The organism is Xanthomonas euroxanthea (assembly GCF_900476395.1).
GTDB lineage: Bacteria > Pseudomonadota > Gammaproteobacteria > Xanthomonadales > Xanthomonadaceae > Xanthomonas > Xanthomonas euroxanthea.
On the sequence record NZ_UIHB01000001.1, the window covers coordinates 221,991 to 246,230 of the forward strand.

Here is a 24,240-nt window from a genome sequence, read left to right on the forward strand (position 1 = left end):
TAGGACGCACCCTACGCATCCGAAGGGTGAAGTTTGCCGCCATCGCCCCCATCATGTCTGCATCGACCCAACCCGATGGCGCCGCTGTGGAGATGCCGATGTTGTCCGACCCGATCATCGACCTTCTGACCTCCGGCGTGGCCGGGCTGGGCGTGTGGGGCATGCTGGCGGTGCTGCTGGTGTTCACCCAGCTCACCATCTTCGCGGTGACCCTGTACCTGCATCGCAGCCAGGCCCATCGTGGTGTGGATTTCCATCCGGTGGTGGCGCACTTCTTCCGCTTCTGGACCTGGTTGACCACCTCGATGATCACCCGCGAATGGGTGGCGATCCATCGCAAGCATCACGCCAAGGTCGAGACCGAGGAAGACCCGCACAGCCCGCAGACCAAGGGCATCGGCCAGGTGTTCTGGCGTGGCGTGGAGCTGTACCGCGAAGCACGCGCGCAGCGTGCCGACATCGAGCAGTACGGCAAGGGCGCACCCACCGACTGGATCGAACGGCATCTGTACACCCCGCATGCCAATGCCGGCCCGATCGCGCTGCTGGTGATCAACGCGGTCCTGTTCGGTTTGCCCGGCATCGCGCTATGGGCGATCCAGATGGCGTGGATTCCGTTCTGGGCCGCCGGCGTGGTCAACGGCCTGGGCCACTGGTGGGGCTATCGCAATTTCGAATCGGCCGACACCTCCACCAACCTCACGCCGTGGGCGCTGTGGATCGGTGGCGAAGAGCTGCACAACAACCATCATGCGTTCCCGAGTTCGGCGCGGTTCTCGATGCGGCGCTGGGAGCTGGATATCGGCTGGGTCGCCATTCGCGGGCTGCAGGCGATCGGCCTGGCCAAGGTGCTGCGCGTGGCGCCGTCGCTGGACATCCGCCCCAACATCGCCGTGCCCGATGCCGACACGCTCAAGGCCCTGCTCTCGCATCGCTTCCAGGCCATGACCGACTACCAGCGCAATGTGTTCACCCCGGCGCTGCGCGAAGAGGCCGCGGCCACCGGCGCCAAGCTGCGGCAGTTGCTGCCGCGGCGCCTGCGCAAGGGCCTGGTCGATGACGGGCGTTGGCTCAAGCCCGATGCGCGTGCGCAATTGCAGCACTGGGTGGCCGAGCGCCCGCGCATGCGCACGCTGGTGGAGTACCGCGCGCGCCTGACCGCCGTGCTGGAGGCGCGCAGCCACGATGCGTCCGAACGGCTCAAGCATCTGCAGCAGTGGTGCCACGAGGCCGAAGCCAGCGGCAATGCCGCCTTGCAGGCCTATGCGGCGCGTCTGAAGGGTTATGCGCTGAGTGGGTCGTGAGCATGGCGACACGCGGGCTGATGTGCGTGCGCGCGGAGCGCGTGGTCCGGTCATGCGTAGCCTGCTGATGGCCTGTGGTGTGTGCGGGCCGGCCGTGTTCGCGCAGGCCCAGGTGCAGGACAGCCAGCAGTATCTGCAGCGCATGGATACCGATGGCGATGGCCGCGTCGGCCGCGATGAATACCTGGTGTGGATGAGCTACGCCTTCGATCAGCGCGACCTGGACCACGACGGCGTGTTGCAGGGCGATGAACTGCCTGGCCGACGCGGCAAGCCGATCACCCGCGCCGCGCATCGCAACACGCTGATCGAGCGTTTTGCGCGGCAGGACGCCAACGGCGACGGCTACCTGAGCGCACGCGAATTGCTGGCGCCGCCGCGCTGATGCGCACCTTCGCGCGCGTCTGACGCTGCGTTCGGCAAGCTCGAGCGCATGTTCACTCTCGACCAGGTCAGCCGTCGCTACGGCCAGGCCGTTGCCCTCGACACCGTCTCCCTGCAGTTCGCCAGCGGCATCACCACCGCCTTGATCGGCCCCAGCGGCGCCGGCAAGTCCACCGTGCTGCGGATGCTGGTGGGGCTGGAATGGCCGGACAGCGGCACGGTCGCCTTCGATGGTGCGCCGCTGCAACGCGCCAGCCTGCAGGCGCAGCGCCAGCGCATCGGTTATGTAATCCAGGAAGGCGGGCTGTTTCCGCATCTGGATGCACGCAGCAATGTGGTGTTGCTGGCGCAGACGCTGGGCTGGACGCGGCAACGCATCGATCAACGCCTGCACACCTTGTGCGCGCTGTGCCAGTTGCCGCCGGAGCTGCTGGCGCGTTATCCGGCCGAGCTCTCCGGTGGTCAACGCCAGCGCGTGGGCTTGATCCGTGCGCTGATGCTGGACCCACCGGCCTTGCTGTTGGACGAGCCGCTGGGCGCGCTCGACCCGATCGTGCGTTACGACCTGCAGGCGCAGATGCGTGCGCTGTTCGCCCAGCTCGGCAAGACCGTGGTGCTGGTGACGCACGATGTTGCCGAAGCGGCCTACCTGGCCGACACCCTGGTACTGATGCGGGCCGGCCAGGTGGTGCAGCAGGGCAGTGCGCGCAGCCTGCTGGAACAGCCGGCCGATCCGTTCGTGCAGCGCTTTCTCACTGCGCAGCGCAGCATCGGCGACGCCGCATGAGCGCGCGCGTGCTGCTCGCCATTGCATTGCTGGTCGGAAGCGTCGGTGCGCAGGCCGCGCAGGTGACAATCGGCTCGAAGAACTTCACCGAGGCCGTGCTGCTGGGCGAGATCGCCACCGCCGCCGGGCAGCGCGATGGGGTGGACGTGCAACACCGCGCCCAGCTCGGTGGCACGCGCATCCTGTGGCGTGCGCTGGAGACCGGGCAGATCGACGCCTACGCCGAATACACCGGCACGCTGGCGCAGGAACTGCTGCAGCTGCCCAAGGCCAGCCAGGCCGAACTGCGCGCCGCACTGGACGCGCGCGGGCTGGCGATGACCGATTCGCTCGGCTTCCAGAACACCTATGCCTTCGGCATGCGCGTCGAACGTGCGCAGGCGCTCGGCATCGCCTCGATGTCGGATCTGGCGCGGCATCCATCGCTCACGATCGGCCTGAGCAACGAATTCATGCAGCGCGCCGACGGCTGGCCGGGCGTACGCGCCGCCTATGCACTGCCGCAGACGGCGACCGGGCTGGATCACGATCTGGCCTATCGCGCGCTGCAGAGCGGGGCGATCGAGGTCACCGATCTGTACAGCACCGATGCGGAAATTCCGTATTACCGGTTGCAGGTGCTGCGCGACGACCGCCATTACTTTCCCGATTACCAGGCGGTGTTCCTGTATCGCAAGGACCTGGCGCAGCGCTCACCGGCGATGCTCAACGCATTGCAGGGGCTGCAGGGGCGCATCGACGAGGCGACCATGCAGCGGCTCAACGCACAGGTAAAGCTGGAGCGTCAGTCCGAGGCGGCCGTAGCGGCGCAGTGGCTGGGCGTGGCGCCCGCATCCGCAGCCGACTCGCGCATCAGCCGCCTGCTGCGGCATACGCGCGAGCATCTGGCCCTGGTCGGCATCTCGTTGGGGTTTGCCTTGCTGATCGCGTTGCCGCTGGGCGTGCTGGCGGCGCGGCGGCCACGGCTCGGGCAGGTGGTGCTCTCCCTGACTGGCGTGCTGCAGACGCTGCCGTCGCTGGCGGTGTTCGTGTTCATGATTCCGCTGTTCGGCATCGGCGCCAAACCTGCGATTGCCGCGTTGTTTCTCTACAGCCTGCTGCCGATCGTGCGCAACACGCATGCCGGGCTGACCGCGATCCCGCGCGAGTTGCGCCAGACCGCCCAGGCGATCGGGCTGCCGGCGTGGACGCGCCTGTGGCGGGTGGAGCTGCCGCTGGCGCGTCGCACCATCGTGGCCGGCATCCAGACCGCGGCGGTGATCAACGTGGGCACCGCCACGCTGGGCGCCTTGATCGGTGCAGGCGGCTACGGCCAACCGATCCTCACCGGCATCCGCCTGGACGACATCGGCCTGATCCTGGAAGGCGCGATTCCCGCAGCGGTACTCGCGCTGGTCGTGCAGGCAGTGTTCGAAGGCCTGGAGCGCTGGGTCACGCCGCGTGGCTTGCGCCTCAGCCAACGCGCCTAACCACGTAGGAGCGGACCCGGCCGCGACGGGGCCTTATCGAGCGTTGTCAGGCGTTACCGGGATGATGCCATCTTTCGGTAACGCCCCGTCGCGGCCGGGTCCGCTCCTACGTGTGCTGCGTCATGGCTCTGGCAGCGCTGCGATCAGGGCTGAGAGCGCATCACCGGTGACACTCAGGTGCGGTGCGATACGTAGGCGTCCGTGCCGCCGCGTGCAGATCGCCCCGCGTTCGCCGAATGCCGTTGCCACGGCCTCCAGCCGGTGTGCCGGCGGCTGCAGGGCGGTCAGATGCGGCGCGTGCGCGGGTGTGCACCAGCTGCCCAGACCGCGTGCCTGCAGCGCCGCATCCCAGCGCGCGGTGAGCGCGCCCAGCGCCTGCGCGATGCGCGCCGGTTGCCAGGCAGCGACCTGCTGCAAGGCCACCGTCGCCATCGCGATCCTCATTGGATCGGCAACGCCGCCGGCATCGAACCGGCGCGCACCGCTGCGATAGGACGGCGCCTGGGCCACCGGAAATTCCCAGCTGCTGCCGGCATCGCGGCCGATCCAGTGTTCTTCGATCGGCACGCCGTGCGCCCGCCATTGCGGGGCCACCCACAGCCAGGCCAGCCCCATCGGCCCCAGCAGCCATTTGTGGCCGACGCTGACCACGAAATCCGGCCGCCAGCACGGCAGGTCGGTCGGCAGCACGCCCAGGCTCTGGCTCAGATCCAGCACCAGCGCCGCACCGCGTGCGTGCACCGCGGCGCTGATGCGGTCCAGATCGAGCTGTCGTCCATCCAGCCAGTACGCATGCGGCAAGGTGACGATGCGCAAGGCCGGTGTCTGGGCGATGGCCTGCAGCACCGCCGCGGTCAAGGCATCGCCACCGGCCGTGGACACCGCCACGATGTGCGCGCCCACCTCGGCACAGCAGCGTTGCCAGATCAGCAGGTTCGAGGGGAACTGGCCTTCCAGCAGCAGCACCGCCTCGCCGCGTTGCAGCGGCAGGTTGCGTGCGGCGGTCGCCAGGCCGTGCGCGGCCGAGGGCAGCATTGCCACGCCGTCGGCATCGTCGTCGAACAGGCCTGCAGCGAGCGTGCGCAAACGCTCGATGTCCTGCAGCCAGGCATCGAACGGCAGCTGCCACGGGGTGGCCAGCGCATCCACCGCCTGATGCGCGACCGCTTGCACCGCGCGCAGCAGCGGGCCGCGCGAGGCGGCATCCAGATAGGTGATGTCGGCAGGTAACGCAAATGCCTGCTGGCGGCGTTCCCATTCGACGGGCGCGGGGAGCAGGCTGGACAGAGAAAAAGAAGACATGGCGACAGCTTACCGCTGGCTGCCACGCTGCCGACACGGCGCGTTCACAGGCGCTCCTCAAGCATATGGCGATGTCTGCACTCTCATCTCTGCTGGGCCACCACCAGCAACAGCAGCTGACGCTGCTGGAACGCTACGCGCAGACCCGCGCGCTGAGCGATCGCCTCGCCGCACCCCTGAGCGCTGAAGACGCGATGGTGCAGAGCATGCCCGACGCCAGCCCCAGCAAATGGCATCTGGCGCACACCACCTGGTTTTTCGAGCGCTTCGTGCTGCAGGCCGATCCGGCCTACCGTGTGTTCGACCCGGCCTGGGATTTCCTGTTCAACAGCTACTACCAGAGCGTGGGCCCGATGCACGCGCGCGCGCGTCGCGGAGTGTTGTCGCGGCCGTCGTTGCAGCAGGTGCGCGACTACCGGGCCGCAGTCGATACGCAGATGCAGCAGCGCCTGGGTGATGGGACGTTGGATGCGCAGGCCTGCACCATCGTGCAACTCGGCATCCAGCACGAGCAGCAGCACCAGGAATTGCTGTTGACCGACATCAAGCATGCGCTGTGGAGCAACCCGCTGCAGCCGGCGTATCGCGATGCGCCGGCCCCGCCTGCTGCCGTCGCCAGCACGCTGCGCTGGCAGGCACGCGACGAACAGATCGTTGAGATCGGCGCAGCGGCATGGCCGCAGGCCGATGCCTTCGCCTACGACAACGAGTCGCCGCGTCACCGCGTGCTGGTCGGCGCGCATGCGTTGGCGCATCGGGTGGTCAGCAACGCCGAGTTCCAGGCGTTCATCGACGCCGGTGGCTACCGCAGTGCCAGTGCCTGGCTCAGCGATGGCTGGGCGATGGTGCAGGCGCAGGGCTGGCAGCATCCGCTGTATTGGGATGCAGACGGACGCGAGTTCACCCTGGATGGCTGGCGCCCGCGCGATGCGCATGCACCGGTATGCCACCTGAGCCTGTTCGAGGCTGACGCCTTCGCCCGCTGGGCCGGCGCGCGCCTGCCCACCGAGGCCGAGTGGGAACAGGCCGCCACCGGTGTGGCGGTGCAGGGCAACTTCGTCGATACCGATGCCCTGCATCCGCGCGGCGCCGACACGGTGGATACCGGCCTGCAGCAGTTGTTCGGCGATGTCTGGGAATGGACCGGCAGCGCCTACCTGCCGTATCCCGGCTTTGCGCCGTGGCCCGGGTCGCTGGGCGAATACAACGGCAAGTTCATGAATGCGCAATGGGTGCTGCGCGGTGGCAGCTGTGCCACCCCGGCCAGCCATGTCCGCGCCAGTTACCGCAACTTCTTTCCCTCCGATGCGCGTTGGCAGTTTGCCGGCGTGCGCCTTGCCAAGGATCTGCCTTGAACGCCGCCGCCCACGCCATGCAACGCGCGCACGCCGCGCTGACCGACCTGCGCCCGCAACCGGACGACATCACTGCCGACGCGCTGGCCGGCCTGTCGCAAACGCCCAAGACGCTGCCGTCGAAGTATTTCTACGATGCACGCGGCTCGCAGTTGTTCGAGGCGATCACCCGGCAGCCGGAGTACTACCTCACCGGCACCGAACTGGCGTTGCTGGAGGCCAGCATGGCCTCGATTGCCCAGGCCATCGGCGCCGGCGTGCACGTGGTCGAATACGGCAGCGGCAGCGGTCGCAAGACCGAGTTGCTGCTGCAGGGGCTGCGCGATGTAGTGGCCTACACGCCGCTGGAAATCTCGCGCACCGCCTTGCTCGATAGCACTGCGCGGCTGGCGCAGCAGTTTCCGCAGATCCAGATGCTGCCGGTGTGCACCGACTTCACCAAGCCGCTGCAGCTGCCGCAGGCGCAGCGCCCGGCGCGCCGGCATCTGGTGTTCTTCCCCGGCTCCACGCTGGGCAATTTCACCGACGCTGCCGCCATCGAGTTGCTGGATGCGATGCGCCAGACCATGGGCAGCGACGGCTGCGCGCTGATCGGCATCGACCTGGACAAGGATGCCGGCCTGATCGAGGCCGCCTACAACGATGCGGCCGGGGTCACGGCCGAGTTCACCTTGAACCTGCTGGCGCGGCTCAACCGCGAGATCGGCAGCGACTTCGATCTGGACGGCTTCCGCCACCATGCGGTGTACGCGCGCGAACGTGGCCGTATCGAAACCTTCCTGATCAGCCAGCGCGCACAGCGCGTGCAGGTGGGCGGCAAGGAATTCGAATTTGCCGACGGAGAAGCGATGCAGGTCGAATACAGCTACAAGTACACCGACGCACGCTTTGCCGAACTCGCCGCTGCCGCGGGGTTGAAGGTCACCCACGGCTGGAACGATGCCAAGGACTGGTTCGGCCTGCGCGTGTTGCGTCCGCTCTGATCTCGCGCGCCTGGCGTGCAAGGAATCGATGACGGGCAGATCGCCGCGACCATGCGTGCGCTGCTGGCGCGCCGGCTGCCGCAGCAGTCGATCTGCCCGTCCGAAGTCGCCCGCGCGCTCAGCGAGGACGAGAACCGCTGGCGTGCGCTGATGCCGCAGGTACGCGCCGTTGCTGCCGATCTAGCCCGCAAGGACGTGGTACGGGTCACCCAGCGCGGCGACGTGGTCGATCTGGGCACGGTGCGTGGCCCGGTCCGTCTGATACGTGGTCGGCATTTCGAATGACGCGCGCTGCCCTGCGTGTGCATGACTGCTGGCGCTCGGCAGACGATGATGCCGAGCGATGCACCGACAGCGCATCGACCCGGTAGGTGCTGACCGCTGCCGTGCATAAACGCGATGCTGTGCCGCAGCGGCGCCGGCGCGATCTCCCAGCCCCACCACAGGAGCCTGTCGCTACTGCACTGCCGGCAAGCGTCAGCCGATCCGCGCGCAAGGTTCCAGCGCTGCAACGGACCTGGCCGCCCTGTCGTCTAGGCTGCCTGCACCACATGCAAGGCCTTGGGATTGCGCCACTGCGCCAGCAGCACGGCTTGGCGTGCCTTGGCGTCTTCCAGGTGCGCGTGCTTGATATGCCCATAGCCACGGATATGCTCGGGAATGCTGGCGATCTGCGCCGCCAGGCCGACGTTGTCGGCATCCAGCCGTTCCAGCAGCGTGTCCACTGTCGCCACGTAATCGGCAATCAGCTGACGCTCGCCACGCCGTTCGGCGCTGTAGCCGAACACATCGAGCTTGCCGCCGCGCAGGAATCTCAGCCGCGCCAACAGCTTGAACGCAGTGAACATCCACGGCCCGTATTCGCGCTTGATCGCATGGCCGTGCGCATCCTTCCTGGCCAACAGCGGCGGTGCCAGGTGGAAGCGCAGCGTGTAGTCGCCTTCGAACTGCTGCTGCAGCCGGCGCTGGAAGTCGCCACGCGTGTACAGGCGCGCCACTTCGTATTCGTCCTTGTAGGCCATCAGCTTGAAGGCATAGCGCGCTACAGCTTCGGTCAAGGCAGTGCTGCCGGGCGCGCGTTGGGCCTCTTGCGCACGCACGCGCTCCACCAGCCCGAGATAGCGCTGCGCGTAGGCAGCGTCTTGATAGTCGGTCAGAAACGCGATGCGGCGCGTAATCGCCTCGTCCAAGGACTGCGCCAGCTGCTCATCGTCAAGCGGATGCACCGGCGCATCGACATCGCCATGCAGCGTGCTGCCATCGGTCCGCGCCAATGCACGCGGCGCGCTCTGTCCGCCGAGATCGTGGTCTTCCCAGCTGCCGGGCGCACGCGCGGCCGGCGTGTCGCCGTGCAGGTGCACAGACGTGTCAGCGGTGGTCATACCGGCAGCGCGTTGTACCGCCGGCAGATCCACCGCCGCCAGCCGCCCCCACGCAAACGCCTGCTGGTTCATCGCCACCGCTGCGCCATTGAGCTCGATCGCGCGCATCAATGCCGCATGCGACAGCGGCACCAGCCCGTGCTGCCAGGCATAGCCGAGCACGAACAGGTTGCTGGCGATCGCATCGCCCAGCAGCGCGGTCGCCAGTTGCGTGGCATCCAGCAACAGCGGTTCCTGGCCGCCCAGGGCGGTGCGCACGCCGGCGATGATCTCGGCGGCGGGGAACTGCAGATCCGGCTGGGTGGTGAAGTTGCCCGGCATCGCTTCGTAGGTGTTGAGCACCACCTGGGTGCGGCCGTCGCGCACCTTGGACAGGGCCCAGTAATCGTTGACCACCACCATGTCGCAGCCCAGCACCAGGTCCGCTTCGCCGGCGGCGATGCGCACCGCGTGGATATCGGCCGGCCGGCGCGCGATGCGGATATGCGTGGTCACCGCGCCGCCCTTCTGCGCCAGCCCGGTCTGGTCCAGCACCGTGGCACCCTTGCCTTCCAGATGCCCGGCCATGCCGAGCAGCGCACCGATGGTCACCACGCCGGTGCCGCCGACGCCGGTGATCAGGATGTTCCAGGGCTGTTCCAGCGTGGTGCGTTGCGGCGGCGCGGGCAGGTTGTCCAGCAATGCGCTGGCATCGCGCTGCTTGCCCTTGCGCGGTGCACCGCCATGCACGGTGACAAAGCTCGGGCAAAAGCCCGACACGCAGGAATAATCCTTGTTGCAGTTGGATTGGTCGATCTGCCGCTTGCGGCCGAATTCGGTGTCCTTGGGCAAGACCGACACGCAGAAACTCTTTTCGCCGCAATCGCCGCAGCCCTCGCACACCAGCGAATTGATCATCACGCGCTTGGGCGGGTCGATCAGCTTGCCGCGCTTGCGGCGGCGGCGTTTTTCGGTGGCGCAGGTCTGGTCGTAGATCAGGATCGACACGCCCTTGATCGTGCGCAGATGCTGCTGCACCGCATCCAGCTCGCTGCGGTCGTGAAACGCCACGTCGCTGGGGAAGCGCTCGCGCCGGCGCGTCCATTTGCCGATGTCGTCGCTGACCACGACGATCGCGTGGATGCCTTCGGCGCGCAGCTGGTGCGCGATGTCCGGCACGGTGAGCGTGCCGTCCACCGGCTGGCCGCCGGTCATCGCCACCGCATCGTTGTAGAGGATCTTGTAGGTGATGTTGACGCCGGTGGCCACCGACTGCCGGATCGCCAGCGAGCCGCTGTGGAAATAGGTGCCGTCGCCCAGGTTCTGGAACACGTGCGGCGTCTCGGTGAACGGTGCCTGCCCCGACCAGGTGACGCCTTCGCCGCCCATATGGGTGAAGGTGTCGGTGGAGCGGTTCATCCAGGTCACCATGTAATGGCAACCGATCCCGCCCAGCGCACGCGCGCCTTCCGGCACCGCCGTGGAGGTGTTGTGCGGGCAACCGGAGCAGTAATGCGGCACGCGCGGGAACAGCGCGCGCGGCAAGGCCATTTCGGCTTCCTTGGTCTCCATCCAGCGCAGCCGGTGGTCGATCGACTCGGTCATCGCGCTGGACGGCAGCGCAAAGCGCTGGATGCGCTTGCCGATCACTGCCGCGATCGTGGCCGGGGTCAGCTCGCCAGTGGAGGGCAGGATCCATTCGCCCTGCTCGTCGTACTTGCCAACGATGCTCGGCCGCGCACCGGCGCTGGCCGGCCAGTTGTAGAACAGCTCCTTCATCTGGCGCTCGATGAAGGCCTTCTTCTCCTCCACCACCACGATGTCGTCGAGCCCGCGCGCAAACGCGCTGATGCCCGCCGGCTCCAGCGGCCAGGTCATGCCGACCTTGTACACGCGGATGCCGATCTGCGCGCAGGCCTGCGCATCCAGGCCCAGGTATTCCAGCGCCTGCAACACGTCCAGATAGCTCTTGCCGGTGGTGACGATGCCCAGCCGCGCATGCGGCGAATCCAGCACCACCGTGTCGATCCGGTTGGCGCGTGCGAAGGCCTGTGCGGCGGCAATCGCATAGCGATGCAGGCGCATTTCCTGGTCCACCGGCGGGTCCGGCCAACGAATGCTCAAGCCACCCGGCGGCAGCGCGAAGTCCTCCGGCAGCACGATGCTGCGTGCGAACGGATCCACGTCCACCGAGGCGGAAGATTCCACCGTCTCGGCGATGGTCTTGAAGCCGACCCAGCGCCCGGTATAGCGGCTCATCGCCCAGCCGAGCAGGCCCATGTCCAGGATGTCCTGCACCCCGGCCGGGTTGAGGATCGGCATCATCGCGCTGACGAATTCCTCTTCCGAGCCGTGCGGCAGGGTCGAGCTGCGGCAGGCATGGTCGTCGGCGGCCAGTGCCAGCACGCCGCCATGCGGCGAGGTACCGGCGGCGTTGCCGTGCTTGAACACATCGCCGCTGCGATCCACGCCCGGGCCCTTGCCGTACCACATGCCGTAGACGCCCTGCACCTTGGCGCCGGGGAACAGGTTGGTCTGCTGGGTGCCCCAGACCATGGTGGCGGCCAGGTCCTCGTTGAGGCCGGGGGTGAAGGTCACCCTGGCTGCGTCCAGGTGCTTGCGCGCACGCCACAGCTCCAGATCGAAGCCGCCCAGCGGGCTGCCGCGATAGCCGCTGACAAAGCCGGCAGTGGCAAGGCCGGCGGCATCATCGCGCAGGCGTTGCATCAACGGCAGCCGTACCAGTGCCTGCACGCCGGACAAGTAGATGCGCCCGTCGGCGCGCGTGTACTTGTGCTCCAGCGTGTAATCCGCATCGACCTGGCCGAGCTCCGGCGTGTTGGCAGCGTCGGGAGAAGAGAGTGCAGCGGTACTGGTCATGGCGTGCCCGGAAAGGGTGGCTGGGACCCGGCGCGTGTCATCTGAAACCGGATGACCCGCCCGACGGATTCCAAAACGGCGGCCCAAAGTGTAGCAGTCGCCTTTCACGCGCCCGTTGCATGCGGATGCGCAGCCGCCGCGCTGCGGTTACGATGGGAACGGGAAGGGTCGTTTGCTGTCAGGGGATAAAGCCAGTGAAAAGGAAATACGCATGGGCCGCGATGTTGGCCTTGCTCGGGGGCGTGTGGTCGATGGCGCAGGCGCAGAACCTGCCCAAGCCCAAGGAGTTCTATTTCGACGAAGATCGCGGCACCACCAAGGCGGTGGTGGCCGTGCAGGGGCAGGGCGATGCAGTGATCGACCGTTTGGCGGCGATGGTGCAGCGTGACGCCCGCGCTGCCGAACCGCGCGCGCAGCTGGCGTCGCTGGCCTATGCGGGGGGACGCACGCAGTTGGGCGACGAGCTCTATCAGGGCGCCCTGGGGCTGGTCTCCAGTGGCAGCCAGCAGTACCGCGCCATCACCTGGAACTACGGCTGGGATCTGTTGCGTGCCGACCAGGCCGACAAGGCCTTGCAGCAGTGGGCCACCCTGGCCAACGGCCGCCCGGCCGCGCCGGCCTGGTTGCCGACCACCGCGGCGCTGGCGCTATGGCGCACCGGGCGCAAGCAGGAAGCGGTCGAGTGGTATGCCGCCGCTGTGCGCACCTGGCCGGATCGCTGGAGCAGCACCGCCGGCTACGCCACCCTGCTGCCGGACTGGCGCGAGGCCGAACGCGCCACGCTGGCCGAGGTCTTTGCCGCATGGCAGGCGAACCCGCCGGCATTTCCGTAACTCGGCGGGGTGCTGCGGAAAGCCCTTGCAGCGCGCCGCGGTGCATCAGCGCTTACGTGGCTTTGCGGCCGTCAATAGCAGGCCAACGCGACTTGCGGTTGGCCTGTGCGGGCAGGTCAGTCGTACAGCGGATGATCTGCGGCCTGGCTGCAGGGGCCCTTGCCCGCCCACCATCGCAGGACACGCCGCAAGTACGTCCTTGTAAGCTCTTACGCGGCATCCATGCCGCGTAAGGTCCCGCGACGGTGAGCGGGCAAGGACCAGTCGAGAGGGTCGGTCTTTTGAGGCAGTCGTCCGTGCGATGGCTCAATCGTAGAGCGGTTGATCTGCGGCTTTGCTGCAGGGCCCTTGCCCGCCCACCATCGCGGGACACGCCGCAAGTACGTCCTTGTAGGCTCTTACGCGGCATCCATGCCGCGTAAGGTCCCGCGACGGTGGGCGGGCAAGGACCAGTCGAGATGGTCGGTGCACATGGTTAAGAGTAGATAGTGATGGGCCGGATCCTAGAAGCGGCAAGCCTCGACATGCCTGTCGCCAGGCGTTGAGCGAACGATCTGCGCCACGCATAGGCATGCTCGCCGATTTAGCCCGTCGCTGATCAAGGCACGACACGTCCACTATGCGATCCTGAGCGTCGCTCTCCCACGGACCTGACCACGCCATGGCGGTGGATGCATTTGCGTTGATTCTGGCGATGCTGGGGCTCGGCCTGCTGTTCGCGCGCCTGCGGGTGCTGCCGGACAACAGCGCCGATGTGCTCAATCGCATCGTGTTGTACATCTGCCTGCCGGCTTCGGTGCTGACCTATGTGCCGCGCCTGCATCTGGATGCCTCGCTCGGTGGCGTGATCGCCACGCCGTGGCTGCTGACCGCACTCATCGTGCCGCTGCTGTGGGGCTGCAGCCGGCTGTTGCGGTTCAAGCGCGAGGAATACGCCGCGCTGCTGATGTGCGTGGTGTTCACCAATTCCAGCTTCATCGGCTTTCCGATGGTGCGCGCCTTGATCGGCGATCACGCCCTGCCGTATGCGGTGGTCTACGACCAGTTCGGCACCTTCGTGCTGCTGTCCACGTTCGGGCTGTACGTGCTGGCCCGCTACAGCGGCGACACGCCGCCGACTGCACGGCTGATCCTGGTGCGCGTGCTGCGGTTTCCGCCGCTGTGGGCGTTGCTGTTCGCGCTGACGGTGATGCCGGAACAGCCGCCGGCCTGGATCGGCTCGGGCTTGAAGAGCCTGGCCGACGCGATGCTGCCGCTGGTGATGTTGGCGGTGGGCTTCTCGCTGCAGTTGCGCCTGCCTGCGGACGAGCTCAAGCCGCTGGCCGTCGGCCTGGTCTTCAAGCTGGCCGTGATGCCGGTGCTGGCATTGCCGCTGTCCTGGGCGCTCGGCCTGCATGGCGCGATGCTGCAGACCAACGTGCTCGAATCGGCCATGCCCACCATGATCACCGCCGCCGCGCTGGCCATCTCGCACCGGCTGGCGCCGCGCCTGGCCGCGGCGATGGTCGGCTACAGCATCCTGCTGTCGCTGCTGACCCTGCCGGCATGGGCCTGGCTGTTGGCGCGCCTGGCCGCTTGATGCGGCGTACCCCGTGTGAAATGCTGGCGCGCACCATTGCGCGCGCCACACGGACAGGAGCAACACATGCACGGATATCGCTTGATCACCACGGCGCTGCTATGGCTTGGCGGCGTCTTCGCGGCGCAGTCCGCTCTGGCGGCATCGCCCGCCACCCCACCGGTTCCGGCGGATGATCCGCTGATGACTCACTGGGTAAGCCAGGTCGGCCAGACCATGCAGGCACGCCTGCGCAGCATGGCGGCCAGCGGCGAGCCCAGGCAGCTGTATCTGGCCGGTCTGCTGTGGATCGATGCCGAGGACGAGGCAGTGTCGGCCGCAGACGGAGGCTATACACCCATCCAGCGCGCCTGGCTGCAGCGTGCCCTGGACGCGCGGCCGCGCGACCGGTTGGTGGCGCGGATGGAAGCGGTCGGTTGTGCCCCCGGATTGCGCTGCGACCCAGGCGCCGCGCGGGCGTTCCTGGAGCAGACCGATGCCGGCAATGCCGCCGTGCATCTGCGCGCCTATGCGGCTGCACAGCGCCGCGGCGACCAGGCGGCCGCCGAACGCGCCTGGCAGGCGGCCGTGCAGTCCGATCATTTCGACAGCGGTGTGCTGGAGCTGGGCCAGGCCCTGCATGCCGTCTACGACGGCGTGCAATGGCCATCGCTGGCCTCGGTCAGCTTGCGCGAGCGACTCGACGCCCAAGGGTTTCCGTCCACGGGCGCCGGCATGGCGGCGATGTTCGTGATCAGTACCTGGTCTGCACATGCACTCCCCGCGCTCGGCGATCTGATGCAGCGCTGCAACCCCGGTGCCACCACGCCCGCGTTACGCGACGAGTGCATGGTCGTGCTGAACAACGTGGCCAACGACGAGTCCACCCTGACCACGGCCGTGATCGGCACCAAGGGCATGGCCGCACTGAGCAGCGGCGCCGATGCCACCCGCTGGCAGGCGCGGATGCGGGAGCTGCAGTGGCTGCAGCAGCAACTGCAGCGCAGCGCGCCCTCGGTCGATGCGCAGGTCGCCGCACTGGATGCGATCCTGACGCAGGGCGAAGTGCCGGCGTTGCGCGCGCGCCTGCAGCGTCAAGGCCTTGCCGCGCAACCGCCGGCGGACTGGCAGCCGGGCGCCGCGAGCAGCCAGCCCCGCTGATCCGCTGATCCGCGTGGTCGTTGCATGCGGCAGCGGCCATGTACCGGGGCCGATGTTGCAGCGCGATGGCGCCTGCCGAGGGACGTTTAACGCCTTTCGACTACTTCCTCACTTCGTCGCGGTGTACGCTGCCGGCTTGCTCCCGGAAGCGAGGCGTGCATGAAGACAGTCCTGGTGGCCGCCTCCAAAGGCGGCGTCGGCAAGACCACGATCGCCACCAATCTGGCCGCACATGCGGCCCTGCAGGGTCAGCGCACCGTGCTGGCCGACGCCGATCCGCAAGGCTCGTCCACGCGTTGGGCGCAGCGTCGCGCCAGCCTGGAAAGTGCGGTGCTGCCGATCGATGCCACCCGCCGTCGCAACTGGCAGGCCGCGGTGCCCGACGGCACCGACCAGCTGATCATCGATGCCCCGGCCGGTGCAATGGCCGATGACCTCAGCGGCTTCCTCGACCACGTCGACGCCATCGTGGTGCCGGTGCTGTCCTCGGCGCTGGATATCGAAGCGGTGGTCGGCTTCCTCAACACGCTGGCCAAGGTGCCGCGCGTGCATCAGCGCAAGCTGCCGGTGGGCCTGGTGCTCAACCGCGCCCGCCCCTGGACCCAGACCTCGCAGCAAGCTGCCGAGATGATCGGCGCCTGGCCCTATCCCCTGGTGGCCCAGCTGCGCGACACCCAGGCCTATGTGGTCATGGCCGGGCTGGGACGCAGCCTGTTCGATTACCGCTCGGCGCAGGTGCGCGACCATCAACAGGATTGGGAGCCGCTGTTCAAGTGGCTCAAGAAATCCTAGACCGGAGTGTTTTCATGCGCGAACTGATACTGCTGCGACACGCCCACGCCGAGCCGGCCGATACCGGCCAGGCCGATCTGGACCGCCCGCTGTCCCCGCACGGCATCGCCGAGGCCGAATCGGCCGGCCGCTGGCTGCGCGAGCAGCGCCTGGTGCCCGACCGCGTGCTGTGCTCGCCGGCGCGGCGTGCGCGCGAGACGCTGGAAGCGGTGCTGGAGCTCACCGGTTATATAGAACAACGCCTGGACGAACGGATCTACGACGCCACGCCCGGCACCCTGGCCAGCCTGGTGGACGAACACCGCGATGCCGAGCGGCTGCTGCTGGTCGGCCACAACCCCGGCCTGGAACGGCTGGCGGCGCTGATGCACAGCGGCCAGACCGGCGACTACCGCGGCATGCCGACCGCCGCGATCGCCCTGCTGGCACTGCCACTGGACGCGGCCATCGAACCAGGCATCGCCCGCCTGACCGCCTTCTGGTGGCCTTGATCCGTGCCATCGTCGCTGCGCTGGTTTGCCTGGCTCGCGCTCTGGGTCGCTCTTCCCTGCGTGGCGCAGCAGAAGCTGCATTCCATCGATCCGGTGCAATCGCGCTTCGGGTTCGAGATCAGGACGCGCTTCGGCATGAAGATCGAGGGGTTCTTCCCGCGCTTTCGGGGTGAACTGGCGGAATTGCCGGACGGACGCCAGCAGGTGCGTTTCCGTCTGGATGCCACGCAGGTGGAAATTCCCGGCAAGGATCGCTACACGGCGTGGATGCGCGGCGAGGATTTTTTCGACGTCGCGCAGTATCCGGTGGTGGAATTCGAGTCGCGTCCCTACGCCGAGGAGGTGGTGAAGAAGGGCGGTGACATCACCGGCAACCTGACCATTCGCGGAATCACCCACGTCGAGACCCTGCATGTGGTGCCGGCTGAATGCGCGCGGCCGGGCTATGATTGCGATGTGATCAGTCGAGGTACGGTCCTGCGTGGACGTTACGGAATGAATGCGTGGCAGATGGCCCTGGGCGACAGGGTGACGTTCATTCTGCGTGGGCGGCTGCAGGAGGCGCGGCGCCCGTGAGGTTCCTGTTGAGGGTGATTGTGCTGGCAACGCTGTTGCTCGGCACCGGATGTGCCGGCCTGTCACAAATCGAACGCAACCGTGCCGCCGGGGTGGCCGCCGCCGCCCGCAGCACCGTTGTCAGCTGCACGCAGGCCAATCGTTGCGCCCAGCCCTCGCCGCTGCGCGCGCTGGGTGGCGAGGCGATCACCGCCTCCACGCCGGCCGCGCCGCGGCATTACGCCACCATCGTCGACCATGGCGAAGAATCGCTGGTGGCGCGGCTCAACCTGATCCGCAGTGCCACCCGCAGCATCGACCTGCAGACCTACATCTTCGACAAGGACGACAGCGCGCGGATGGTGCTGGATGCGCTGACCGATGCGGCGCAGCGCGGGGTCAAGGTGCGCATCCTGATCGATCAGCTCTCGGCGATTGCCGATCTGCAGATTCTCGGTGCGCTGGCTAGCACCCATGAAAACCTGCAGCTACGCATCTACAACCCGACCTTCGGCAAGGTCAAGCTCAATTACTTCGACTATGCCGGCAGCGTGGTGTGCTGCTTCCGTCGCTTCAACCAGCGCATGCACAACAAGCTGCTGGTGGTGGACGACGTGCTCGGCGTGGTCGGCGGGCGCAATTACCAGGACGACTATTACGACTGGGACAGCGAGTACAACTTCCGCGACCGCGACGTGATCCTGGCCGGGCCGGAAGTGCGTGCGATGGCGGCCAACTTCGACGCGTTCTGGCACGCGCGCCGCAGCGTGCCGGCCGAGCGTCTGAACGATGTCGGTCGCCTGCTGCTGGAACAGGGCGCACCGAAGATGCCGCCAGCCACGTTCCGCCGCCCCGAGCGGGTGGAACGGGTCGACCAGGAGGCGCGCGATCCGCAGTTCGTGCGCGAGGCGTTCGTGACCCCGGCCATGCCGGTGCAGCGCGTGCTGTATGTGGCCGACCTGCCGCAGAAGCACCGCAAGGAACACACCGCCAAGGCGGTATCCACCGCGCCCGAGCTGGACGGCCTGATCGCCAATGCGCAGCAGGAAGTGCTGCTGCAGACGCCCTACCTGGTGCTGTCCGACCAGGCCCAGGCAATCTTCCGCGCACTGCGCCAGCGCCCGCAGCCGCCGCGTATCGTGGTGTCCACCAACAGCCTGGCCGCCACCGACAACCCGATCGTGTATGCGCTGTCGTACAAGTTCAAACGCCGCAACATGCGCGAGCTGGGCTTCAACGTCTACGAGTTCAAGCCGTTCCCGCTGAATGCACCGGTGGACTACGCCAACCTGGTGCCCGATCCGTTCAACCCGGAGGCGGCCGAGCCGGCCGACGACGATAGTCGCGTCAATCGGGTGATCGGCGGCAGTGCGGCCGGCAATGCGATGCGGGGCAGTGGCGGTGGTGGTGGCGGCACGGCCGGCAGCGCAATCCGCGGCAGCGGGGGCAGCGGGGGCGGCGCAGGCCGCGTGCCCGGCGGCAGCGAGGTCGATCGGCGCGTGCTGCGCACCGAGACGCGGCCGTCGTTCCTGGGCACGCGCGCGGTCAACAAGCCGCTGCCGGTGACCCGTGCCGGTGCGCGCATGGGCCTGCATGCCAAGTCGTTGGTGGTGGACCGCCGCATCGGCGTGATCGGCACGCACAACTTCGATCCGCGCAGCGAGAACTACAACACCGAAGCGGCGGTGGTGATCGACGATGCGCGCTTTGCGCAGGCGCTGGCGGCCAGCATCGCGCGCGACATGGCACCGGAAAACGCCTGGACCGTGGCCCCGCGCGAAAAGCCGCCGGTGCTGAGCGGATTGAACTACAGCGTGGGCAAGGTGTCCGAAGCCTTGCCGGTGCTGGATTTCTGGCCCTGGCGCTACGCCACCAACTACGAGTTCCAGCCGGGGCCGGGTTGCCCGTTCCCGCTCAAGCGCCAGGACCCGCAATTCCGGAAGTGCTATGTGGCGGTAGGCGATTTCCCCGAGGTCAACGTCGGCCCGAAGTGGCTGCTGGTGCGGATGCTGACCGCCTTCGGTGCGGGACTGGTGCCGATCCTCTGATCGCAGCGGCGCCGGTCCCGGCGCCGGCATCGAGACGGCGCGTGGCAAGCGGTGCATTGTGAAGTGACGCACCGCTGCAATGGCGCGGTGCGCTGCAGTAGATGGGCGGCGCGCCACACACCGCCATCCGCCGAAGTCACCATCGCGGCCTGGCGTGCAGCACCAGCTAAAGGCAGTTGCATCAGATCCCAGCGCCGCAGATGCTGTCCCGATTCCCGATTCCCGATTCCCGATTCCCGATTCCCGATTCCCGATTCCCCCCAATCCCCAATCCCCAATCCCCAATCCCCAGCCTATGACCTTCCGCGAACCCGTCGACCTGGCCGCCCTCAACGCCTCCAGCCGCGATACCTTGATCGAACATCTGGGCATCGTGTTCACCGATGCCGGCGACGACTGGCTGCGCGCCACCATGCCGGTGGATGCGCGCACCAGGCAGCCGTACGGCCTGCTGCATGGCGGTGCGTCGGTGGTGCTGGCCGAAACCCTGGGCAGCAGCGCCGGCAACCTGTGCGTGGACATGACCACCCGGATGTGCGTCGGGCTGGAGATCAACGCCAACCATCTGCGCGCCGCCACCGATGGCCTGGTCACCGGCACCGCGCGCGCGGTGCATGTGGGGCGCAGCACCCAGGTCTGGGACATCACCATCGACAATCCGGCCGGCAAGCGCGTGTGCGTGTCACGGCTGACCCTGGCCGTGGTGCCACGCAGCAATGGCTGAGCACGCCGTGCAAGTGCATGGGTGGAACAGCGCCACCCGCCGCGGGCACTGCGCGCAGGCCACGCTGCTGTCACAATAGTTGCGCTTCCTTCCCCTGGTACCGGTCCCGTTCCGTCAATGAGCGAGTCATCCCTGGACGCCACGCGCGACGCTGGCGGCGTGCTGCGTTGGTTCCGGTACCTGTATCGGGTGCCGCTGTTGCTGCTGCATCTGAGCATCTGCCTGCCGATCACCATGCTGTGCGTGGTGGCGCCGCCGCTGGCGCGCATCCGCACCGGCCCCGACGACACCCTGGACGAGCTGATGATCCGTTGGTGGCAGGGCAACCTGATGCGCGTGTTCGGCTTCCGCCTGCGTCGCTTCGGCACCCCGCTGCCGGGCGCGACCCTGTTCGTGGCCAATCACGTCAGCTGGGTCGACATCTCGATGCTGCACAGCCAGCGCGTGATGGGCTTCGTGGCCAAGCGCGAGATCGCCGGTTGGCCGTTGGTAGGCTGGCTGGCGACCAAGGGCCAGACCATCTTCCACCAGCGCGGCAATACCGAATCGCTGGGCGGCGTGCTGCAGGAAATGCTGCAGCGCCTGCGCAGCGGCAAGCCGGTGGGCGTGTTCCCCGAAGGCCGCACCCGTGGCGGTACCGAGGTCGGCCCGTTCCATGCGCGCATCTTCCAGGCTGCGGTCGAGGCCGGCGTGCCGGTGCAGCCGGTGGCCCTGCGTTACGGCGAACGCGGCAATGCGCAGGCAGTGGTGGCGTTCGGCGAGCGCGAGAGTTTCTTCGCCAATATCGTGCGCCTGCTCGGCGAGCCGTCGCGGCTGGCCGAGGTGCATTTTCTCGAGCCGATCGGTGCGCTGGATATCGACGGACGTCGCCGCCTGGCCGATACCTCGCGGCAACGCATCATCGCGGCGATGGAGTCCTGAGCCGACGATGCAAGCGCGCATCCTCCCTGCGGCCGGCACCCCCTTGTCCGGCCCGATGAGCGCATGAACGCCTCCGACTATCTGCCGCCGCGCTGGCTGCGCAATCCGCACGTGCAGTCGGTGCTGGGCAGCAGTGCCTTGCGCCGGCTCCGCAGCCGCCAGCTCTTGGCCGCCAGCGGTGCGGTCACCAGCGAACACATTCTCGACGGCGGCGATGGCGTGCGCCTGCAGGGCTGGATGAGCATCCCGCCCGGCGATGCCCCGGTGCGCGGCACGGTGCTGCTGCTGCATGGCTGGGAAGGCAGCGCCGATTCCAACTACATGCGCCTGACAGCCGCGCGCCTGCTTGGCCTGGGCTATCAGGTGTTCCGGCTGAATTTCCGCGACCATGGCGGCACGCACCACCTCAACGTGGACCTGTTTCACTCCGACCGCATCGAGGAAGTGGTCAATGCCGCGGGCGATCTGTGGCGGCGGTTTCCCGCGCCGCAGCTGCTGGCGGCGGGCTATTCGCTGGGCGGCAATTTCGCGTTGCGGCTGGCGCTGCGTGCACCGGCGGCCGGCCTGCCGCTGGCGCGCGTGGCGGCGGTATGCCCGCTGCTGGACCCGGCAGCGACGATGCTGCAGCTGGAAAAAGGCCCGCAGTTCTACGACTGGTATTTCCGCCGCAAGTGGCGCGAGTCGCTGCTGCGCAAGCGCAAGCTGTTCCCCGATCAGCACGGCTACGACGACGCCACCCTGGCGCTGGACATGCGCGGGCTGATGGCCTGGCTGGCCGAACAGCACACCGGGCATGGCTCGCTGGAAGCGTATTTCGACAGTTATTCGATCGCCGGCGAGCGCCTGGCCGGCCTGCAGGTGCCGGTGGACATCCTGATGGCCGAGGACGATCCGGTCATTCCGTTCGAGGATTTCGCCGCCTGGCAGTTGCCGGCGCACGCACGGCTGGAAATCGCACGCTGGGGCGGCCACTGCGGCTTTCTGGAAAACGCCCGCGGCGACGGATTCGCCGAGCGCTGGGTGGCCGAGCGGCTGGCCGCGCAGGTGTAAGTCGGCGCCACCCTGCGCATCGTTACAATAGGCGTTTGTCCTGGACACGCCCACCGCCATGCAAGACGCCATTCTTCAAGCCCTGCGCCGCAATGCGGCCGACGATGCGGTGGCGCTGGCCCGCGAGTGGGTCCTCGGCGCGCCCGAGAGCGCCGCCGCGCATCGCTGGCTCGGCCTGGCCCTGCAGCAGCAGGGGCAACCGGCGCTGGCGCTGGCCAGCATCGAAACCGCGCTGACGCTGACGCCGGAAGATGCCGACCTGCATCTGCTGCGCGCCGGGCTGCTGCTGGCCACGCGCGCGCTGTCTGCGGCGGACGACGCGTTGTCGCGTACCACCGCGCTCGACCCCAACCAGTTCAATGCCTACGTGATGCAGGCGCATCTGGCGGTGGCGCGCGGCGATCTGGACGAGGCGCAGCGGCTGAGCCGCACCGCCGCCCGGCTGGCGCCCGAGCACCCGCAGTTGCTGGCCGTCGATGGCGTGGTGGAGCTGCGCCGCGGCCAGGGCGATCGCGCACTGTCGCTGCTGACCCGCGCCGCCGAGCAACTGCCGGATGACCCGCGGGTGATGTTCGCGCTGGGCTTTGCGTATCTGCAGAAGGAACACTTCGCATTTGCCGAGCGCGCCTTCGAGCGCGTGGTCGAGCTCAACCCGCCGGGCACCGCGCTGCGCGCCTTCATCGCCCAGCTGGCCCAGCGCCAGGGCCGCCTGGACGATGCACTGGCCGCGATGCAGGGCGTGTTCGCCCAGCCCGGCGGCGACATCCCGGCCATGCGCCGGCTCGCCGGCGAGATGGAACTGCAGGCTGGCCGCCCCGACCAGGCCGCCGCGCACCTGCGCCTGGCGCTGGCCCATTGGCCGGCCGACCGGCGCACCTTGCACGCCTTGTTGACCGCCTGGGAGCGGTTGGGCGCGGTGGACGATGCACGCGACACCCTGGACGCGGCGCTGGCCACCTCGGCCACGGCGCACGACCTGTGGCTGGCACGGCTGGCGGTGGAGCCGGTCGGCGGGGCGCAGGCGCAGGCGGTGATCGAGCGCTGGCTGCTGGCCATGCCCGAGCATCTGCCGGCGCTGGAAGCGCTGATGCGCGTGCACGACATGCAGGGCCATGCCGAACAGGCCGAAATGGTGGCCCGCCAGATCGTGGCGGTGGAGCCGGGCCGCATCAGCGGCGAGCAACGCATCGTCGAAGCCCTGCTGGAGCGGGACCCGCCGGCGGCGATCGCCTGCGTGCAGTCGCTGATCGACTCGTTGCCCGCGCCCCAGCAGACCGTGCTGCGGCCGTGGCTGGGCAATGTGCAGGACCGCGCCGGCCAGCCCGACGCCGCCGTGGCCACCTGGATGCAGTTCCAGCGCGAGCAGGCCCAGCACCGCCTGCCGTTGCCGCCGCAGGCCGCCAGGCAGCCGATGCAGTGGCCGGACATCGGGACCATCCCCGAGACCGTGACGGCACGGCCGCTGTTCGTCTTTGGCACGCCCGGCTCGCATGTCGAACGCCTGATCGCGGTGATGGGCGCGGCCACCCCGCTGGTGCGCGACGACCGGTATGGCACCACGCCGCCGTCCGATGCGCTGCAGAGCTACCGCACGGTTGAGCAGCTGGCGTCCGGCGAGCTGGCGCCGATGGCATTGGTGGAAGGCTGGAAGGCGCAGCTGCCGCGGCGCGGCATCGACGACGGCAACGTCATCGACTGGCTGCTGTGGTGGGACAACACCCTGCTGACCGCGCTGCGCCCGCACCTGCCCGAAGGCCGGCTGGCGATCGCGCTGCGCGACCCGCGCGACATGCTGCTGGACTGGCTGTCGGCCGGCGCGCCGGCACCGCTGGCCGTGCAATCGCCGCAACAGGCCGCCGACTGGTTGCTGGCGGCGCTGGAACAGCTCGCCGTGCTGCACGAGCGCGACCTGTATCCGCACCGGATCATCCGCCTGGACGGCATCGAGAGCGACCCGCAAGGCATCTCCACCGCGCTGGAACAGGCGTTCGGCCTGCGCTTTCCGCTGGTCGAACCGCGCGGCCCGGCGCGGCTGGCCGCGGGGCGCTGGCGCAGCTACCGCAACGTACTTGGCGCGCAATTCGATCTGCTGACGCCGATCGCGGTGCGCCTCGGCTACCCGCAGGACTGAGCGCCGCCCGCGGCAGCTCGCACACCCGTAGGAGCGGCCCCGGCCGCGACGGGGCTTTATCGGGAACGCCTCACGGCGCGGAGGCATTCCCCGTAAAGCCCGGTCGCGGCCAGGGCCGCTCCTACGGGGCTGGGCACCGACTGGATATCGC

General features: G+C 68.3%; 20 protein-coding genes. 18 read left to right on the forward strand and 2 right to left on the reverse strand.

Annotated elements, in window-relative coordinates; translation table 11 throughout:
* Window positions 1-98: 98 nt before the first annotated feature.
* From CPBF1521_RS00900 to CPBF1521_RS00915, 4 genes are read left to right on the forward strand one after another with little or no spacing between them, the layout of a single operon-like run.
* Window positions 99-1,304, forward strand: coding sequence for a DesA family fatty acid desaturase (locus tag CPBF1521_RS00900; protein ID WP_115676463.1), 1,206 nt, complete (start codon window positions 99-101; stop codon window positions 1,302-1,304).
* A gap of 52 nt (window positions 1,305-1,356) precedes the next feature.
* Window positions 1,357-1,689 (forward strand): EF-hand domain-containing protein, encoded by a 333-nt coding sequence (locus CPBF1521_RS00905; RefSeq protein WP_115675610.1) that lies wholly within the window; start codon window positions 1,357-1,359, stop codon window positions 1,687-1,689.
* Window positions 1,690-1,737: 48 nt separating this feature from the next.
* Complete coding sequence (locus CPBF1521_RS00910; RefSeq protein WP_115675611.1) at window positions 1,738-2,475, forward strand: ATP-binding cassette domain-containing protein; 738 nt, start codon at window positions 1,738-1,740, stop codon at window positions 2,473-2,475.
* Window positions 2,472-3,944: an ABC transporter permease/substrate-binding protein gene (locus tag CPBF1521_RS00915; RefSeq protein ID WP_115675612.1), complete on the forward strand. Its 1,473-nt coding sequence runs from the start codon at window positions 2,472-2,474 to the stop codon at window positions 3,942-3,944. Before CPBF1521_RS00910 ends, CPBF1521_RS00915 begins: the two co-directional genes overlap by 4 nt.
* A 120-nt stretch (window positions 3,945-4,064) precedes the next feature.
* On the opposite strand, the gene CPBF1521_RS00920 is transcribed toward CPBF1521_RS00915, so the two are convergent.
* Window positions 4,065-5,246 carry an aminotransferase class V-fold PLP-dependent enzyme gene (locus CPBF1521_RS00920; RefSeq protein ID WP_115675613.1) on the reverse strand — a complete coding sequence of 394 codons (1,182 nt, stop codon included), beginning with the start codon at window positions 5,244-5,246 and terminating at the stop codon, window positions 4,065-4,067.
* A 65-nt stretch (window positions 5,247-5,311) separates the two neighbouring features.
* On the opposite strand from CPBF1521_RS00920, the gene egtB reads away from it, so the two are divergent.
* From egtB to CPBF1521_RS00935, 3 genes are read left to right on the forward strand one after another with little or no spacing between them, the layout of a single operon-like run.
* The gene (gene egtB / locus CPBF1521_RS00925) at window positions 5,312-6,601 is read left to right on the forward strand and encodes an ergothioneine biosynthesis protein EgtB (protein ID WP_181901059.1); all 1,290 of its coding nucleotides are present in this window, start codon (window positions 5,312-5,314) and stop codon (window positions 6,599-6,601) included.
* Window positions 6,598-7,584, forward strand: a complete 987-nt coding sequence (gene egtD, locus CPBF1521_RS00930; RefSeq protein ID WP_115675614.1) for an L-histidine N(alpha)-methyltransferase — start codon at window positions 6,598-6,600, stop codon at window positions 7,582-7,584. The genes egtB and egtD overlap by 4 nt, the downstream gene beginning before the upstream one ends.
* 15 nt (window positions 7,585-7,599) lie before the next feature.
* Complete coding sequence (locus CPBF1521_RS00935) at window positions 7,600-7,869, forward strand: DUF3253 domain-containing protein (RefSeq protein ID WP_115675615.1); 270 nt, start codon at window positions 7,600-7,602, stop codon at window positions 7,867-7,869.
* Window positions 7,870-8,117: 248 nt separating this feature from the next.
* Here CPBF1521_RS00935 and CPBF1521_RS00940 read toward each other — a convergent pair whose 3' ends face one another.
* Window positions 8,118-11,825 (reverse strand): indolepyruvate ferredoxin oxidoreductase family protein, encoded by a 3,708-nt coding sequence (locus CPBF1521_RS00940; protein ID WP_115675616.1) that lies wholly within the window; start codon window positions 11,823-11,825, stop codon window positions 8,118-8,120.
* 194 nt (window positions 11,826-12,019) lie between these two features.
* On the opposite strand from CPBF1521_RS00940, the gene CPBF1521_RS00945 reads away from it, so the two are divergent.
* From CPBF1521_RS00945 to CPBF1521_RS01000, 11 genes are all read left to right on the forward strand, one after another.
* Window positions 12,020-12,658, forward strand: a complete 639-nt coding sequence (locus CPBF1521_RS00945) for a tetratricopeptide repeat protein (RefSeq protein WP_104650430.1) — start codon at window positions 12,020-12,022, stop codon at window positions 12,656-12,658.
* A gap of 661 nt (window positions 12,659-13,319) precedes the next feature.
* The gene (locus CPBF1521_RS00950) at window positions 13,320-14,237 is read left to right on the forward strand and encodes an AEC family transporter (RefSeq protein WP_115046219.1); all 918 of its coding nucleotides are present in this window, start codon (window positions 13,320-13,322) and stop codon (window positions 14,235-14,237) included.
* 66 nt (window positions 14,238-14,303) lie between these two features.
* The gene (locus CPBF1521_RS00955; RefSeq protein ID WP_115675617.1) at window positions 14,304-15,377 is read left to right on the forward strand and encodes a hypothetical protein; all 1,074 of its coding nucleotides are present in this window, start codon (window positions 14,304-14,306) and stop codon (window positions 15,375-15,377) included.
* A gap of 159 nt (window positions 15,378-15,536) precedes the next feature.
* Complete coding sequence (locus CPBF1521_RS00960) at window positions 15,537-16,169, forward strand: ParA family protein (RefSeq protein WP_104585765.1); 633 nt, start codon at window positions 15,537-15,539, stop codon at window positions 16,167-16,169.
* 14 nt (window positions 16,170-16,183) lie between these two features.
* Window positions 16,184-16,660, forward strand: a complete 477-nt coding sequence (locus tag CPBF1521_RS00965; protein WP_016904234.1) for a SixA phosphatase family protein — start codon at window positions 16,184-16,186, stop codon at window positions 16,658-16,660.
* Between the two features lie 3 nt (window positions 16,661-16,663).
* Entirely contained in the window at window positions 16,664-17,236 is a 573-nt protein-coding gene (locus CPBF1521_RS00970; RefSeq protein WP_104585767.1) for a YceI family protein, read from the forward strand.
* Window positions 17,233-19,263 carry a phospholipase D family protein gene (locus CPBF1521_RS00975; RefSeq protein WP_115675618.1) on the forward strand — a complete coding sequence of 677 codons (2,031 nt, stop codon included), beginning with the start codon at window positions 17,233-17,235 and terminating at the stop codon, window positions 19,261-19,263. The genes CPBF1521_RS00970 and CPBF1521_RS00975 overlap by 4 nt, the downstream gene beginning before the upstream one ends.
* 295 nt (window positions 19,264-19,558) lie before the next feature.
* Window positions 19,559-19,987, forward strand: a complete 429-nt coding sequence (locus CPBF1521_RS00985) for a hotdog fold thioesterase (RefSeq protein ID WP_115675620.1) — start codon at window positions 19,559-19,561, stop codon at window positions 19,985-19,987.
* Between the two features lie 21 nt (window positions 19,988-20,008).
* Window positions 20,009-20,908, forward strand: coding sequence for a lysophospholipid acyltransferase family protein (locus CPBF1521_RS00990; RefSeq protein WP_180707992.1), 900 nt, complete (start codon window positions 20,009-20,011; stop codon window positions 20,906-20,908).
* A 63-nt stretch (window positions 20,909-20,971) separates the two neighbouring features.
* Complete coding sequence (locus tag CPBF1521_RS00995) at window positions 20,972-21,958, forward strand: YheT family hydrolase (protein ID WP_104585454.1); 987 nt, start codon at window positions 20,972-20,974, stop codon at window positions 21,956-21,958.
* A gap of 58 nt (window positions 21,959-22,016) precedes the next feature.
* The gene (locus tag CPBF1521_RS01000) at window positions 22,017-24,089 is read left to right on the forward strand and encodes a tetratricopeptide repeat protein (protein ID WP_115675621.1); all 2,073 of its coding nucleotides are present in this window, start codon (window positions 22,017-22,019) and stop codon (window positions 24,087-24,089) included.
* Window positions 24,090-24,240: the final 151 nt, after the last annotated feature.

Excerpts from the sequence above, each read along its gene's own strand:
- CPBF1521_RS00955 (WP_115675617.1), top strand. The coding sequence starts at position 14,304 with ATGCACGGATATCGCTTGATCACCACGGCGCTGCTATGGCTTGGCGGC.
- CPBF1521_RS00920 (WP_115675613.1), bottom strand. The coding sequence starts at position 5,246 with ATGTCTTCTTTTTCTCTGTCCAGCCTGCTCCCCGCGCCCGTCGAATGG.
- CPBF1521_RS00900 (WP_115676463.1), top strand. The coding sequence starts at position 99 with ATGTTGTCCGACCCGATCATCGACCTTCTGACCTCCGGCGTGGCCGGG.
- egtB (WP_181901059.1), top strand. The coding sequence starts at position 5,312 with ATGGCGATGTCTGCACTCTCATCTCTGCTGGGCCACCACCAGCAACAG.
- CPBF1521_RS00940 (WP_115675616.1), bottom strand. The coding sequence starts at position 11,825 with ATGACCAGTACCGCTGCACTCTCTTCTCCCGACGCTGCCAACACGCCG.
- CPBF1521_RS00995 (WP_104585454.1), top strand. The coding sequence starts at position 20,972 with ATGAACGCCTCCGACTATCTGCCGCCGCGCTGGCTGCGCAATCCGCAC.
- CPBF1521_RS00915 (WP_115675612.1), top strand. The coding sequence starts at position 2,472 with ATGAGCGCGCGCGTGCTGCTCGCCATTGCATTGCTGGTCGGAAGCGTC.
- CPBF1521_RS00905 (WP_115675610.1), top strand. The coding sequence starts at position 1,357 with ATGCGTAGCCTGCTGATGGCCTGTGGTGTGTGCGGGCCGGCCGTGTTC.
- CPBF1521_RS00910 (WP_115675611.1), top strand. The coding sequence starts at position 1,738 with ATGTTCACTCTCGACCAGGTCAGCCGTCGCTACGGCCAGGCCGTTGCC.
- CPBF1521_RS01000 (WP_115675621.1), top strand. The coding sequence starts at position 22,017 with ATGCAAGACGCCATTCTTCAAGCCCTGCGCCGCAATGCGGCCGACGAT.
- CPBF1521_RS00960 (WP_104585765.1), top strand. The coding sequence starts at position 15,537 with ATGAAGACAGTCCTGGTGGCCGCCTCCAAAGGCGGCGTCGGCAAGACC.
- CPBF1521_RS00965 (WP_016904234.1), top strand. The coding sequence starts at position 16,184 with ATGCGCGAACTGATACTGCTGCGACACGCCCACGCCGAGCCGGCCGAT.
- CPBF1521_RS00985 (WP_115675620.1), top strand. The coding sequence starts at position 19,559 with ATGACCTTCCGCGAACCCGTCGACCTGGCCGCCCTCAACGCCTCCAGC.
- CPBF1521_RS00950 (WP_115046219.1), top strand. The coding sequence starts at position 13,320 with ATGGCGGTGGATGCATTTGCGTTGATTCTGGCGATGCTGGGGCTCGGC.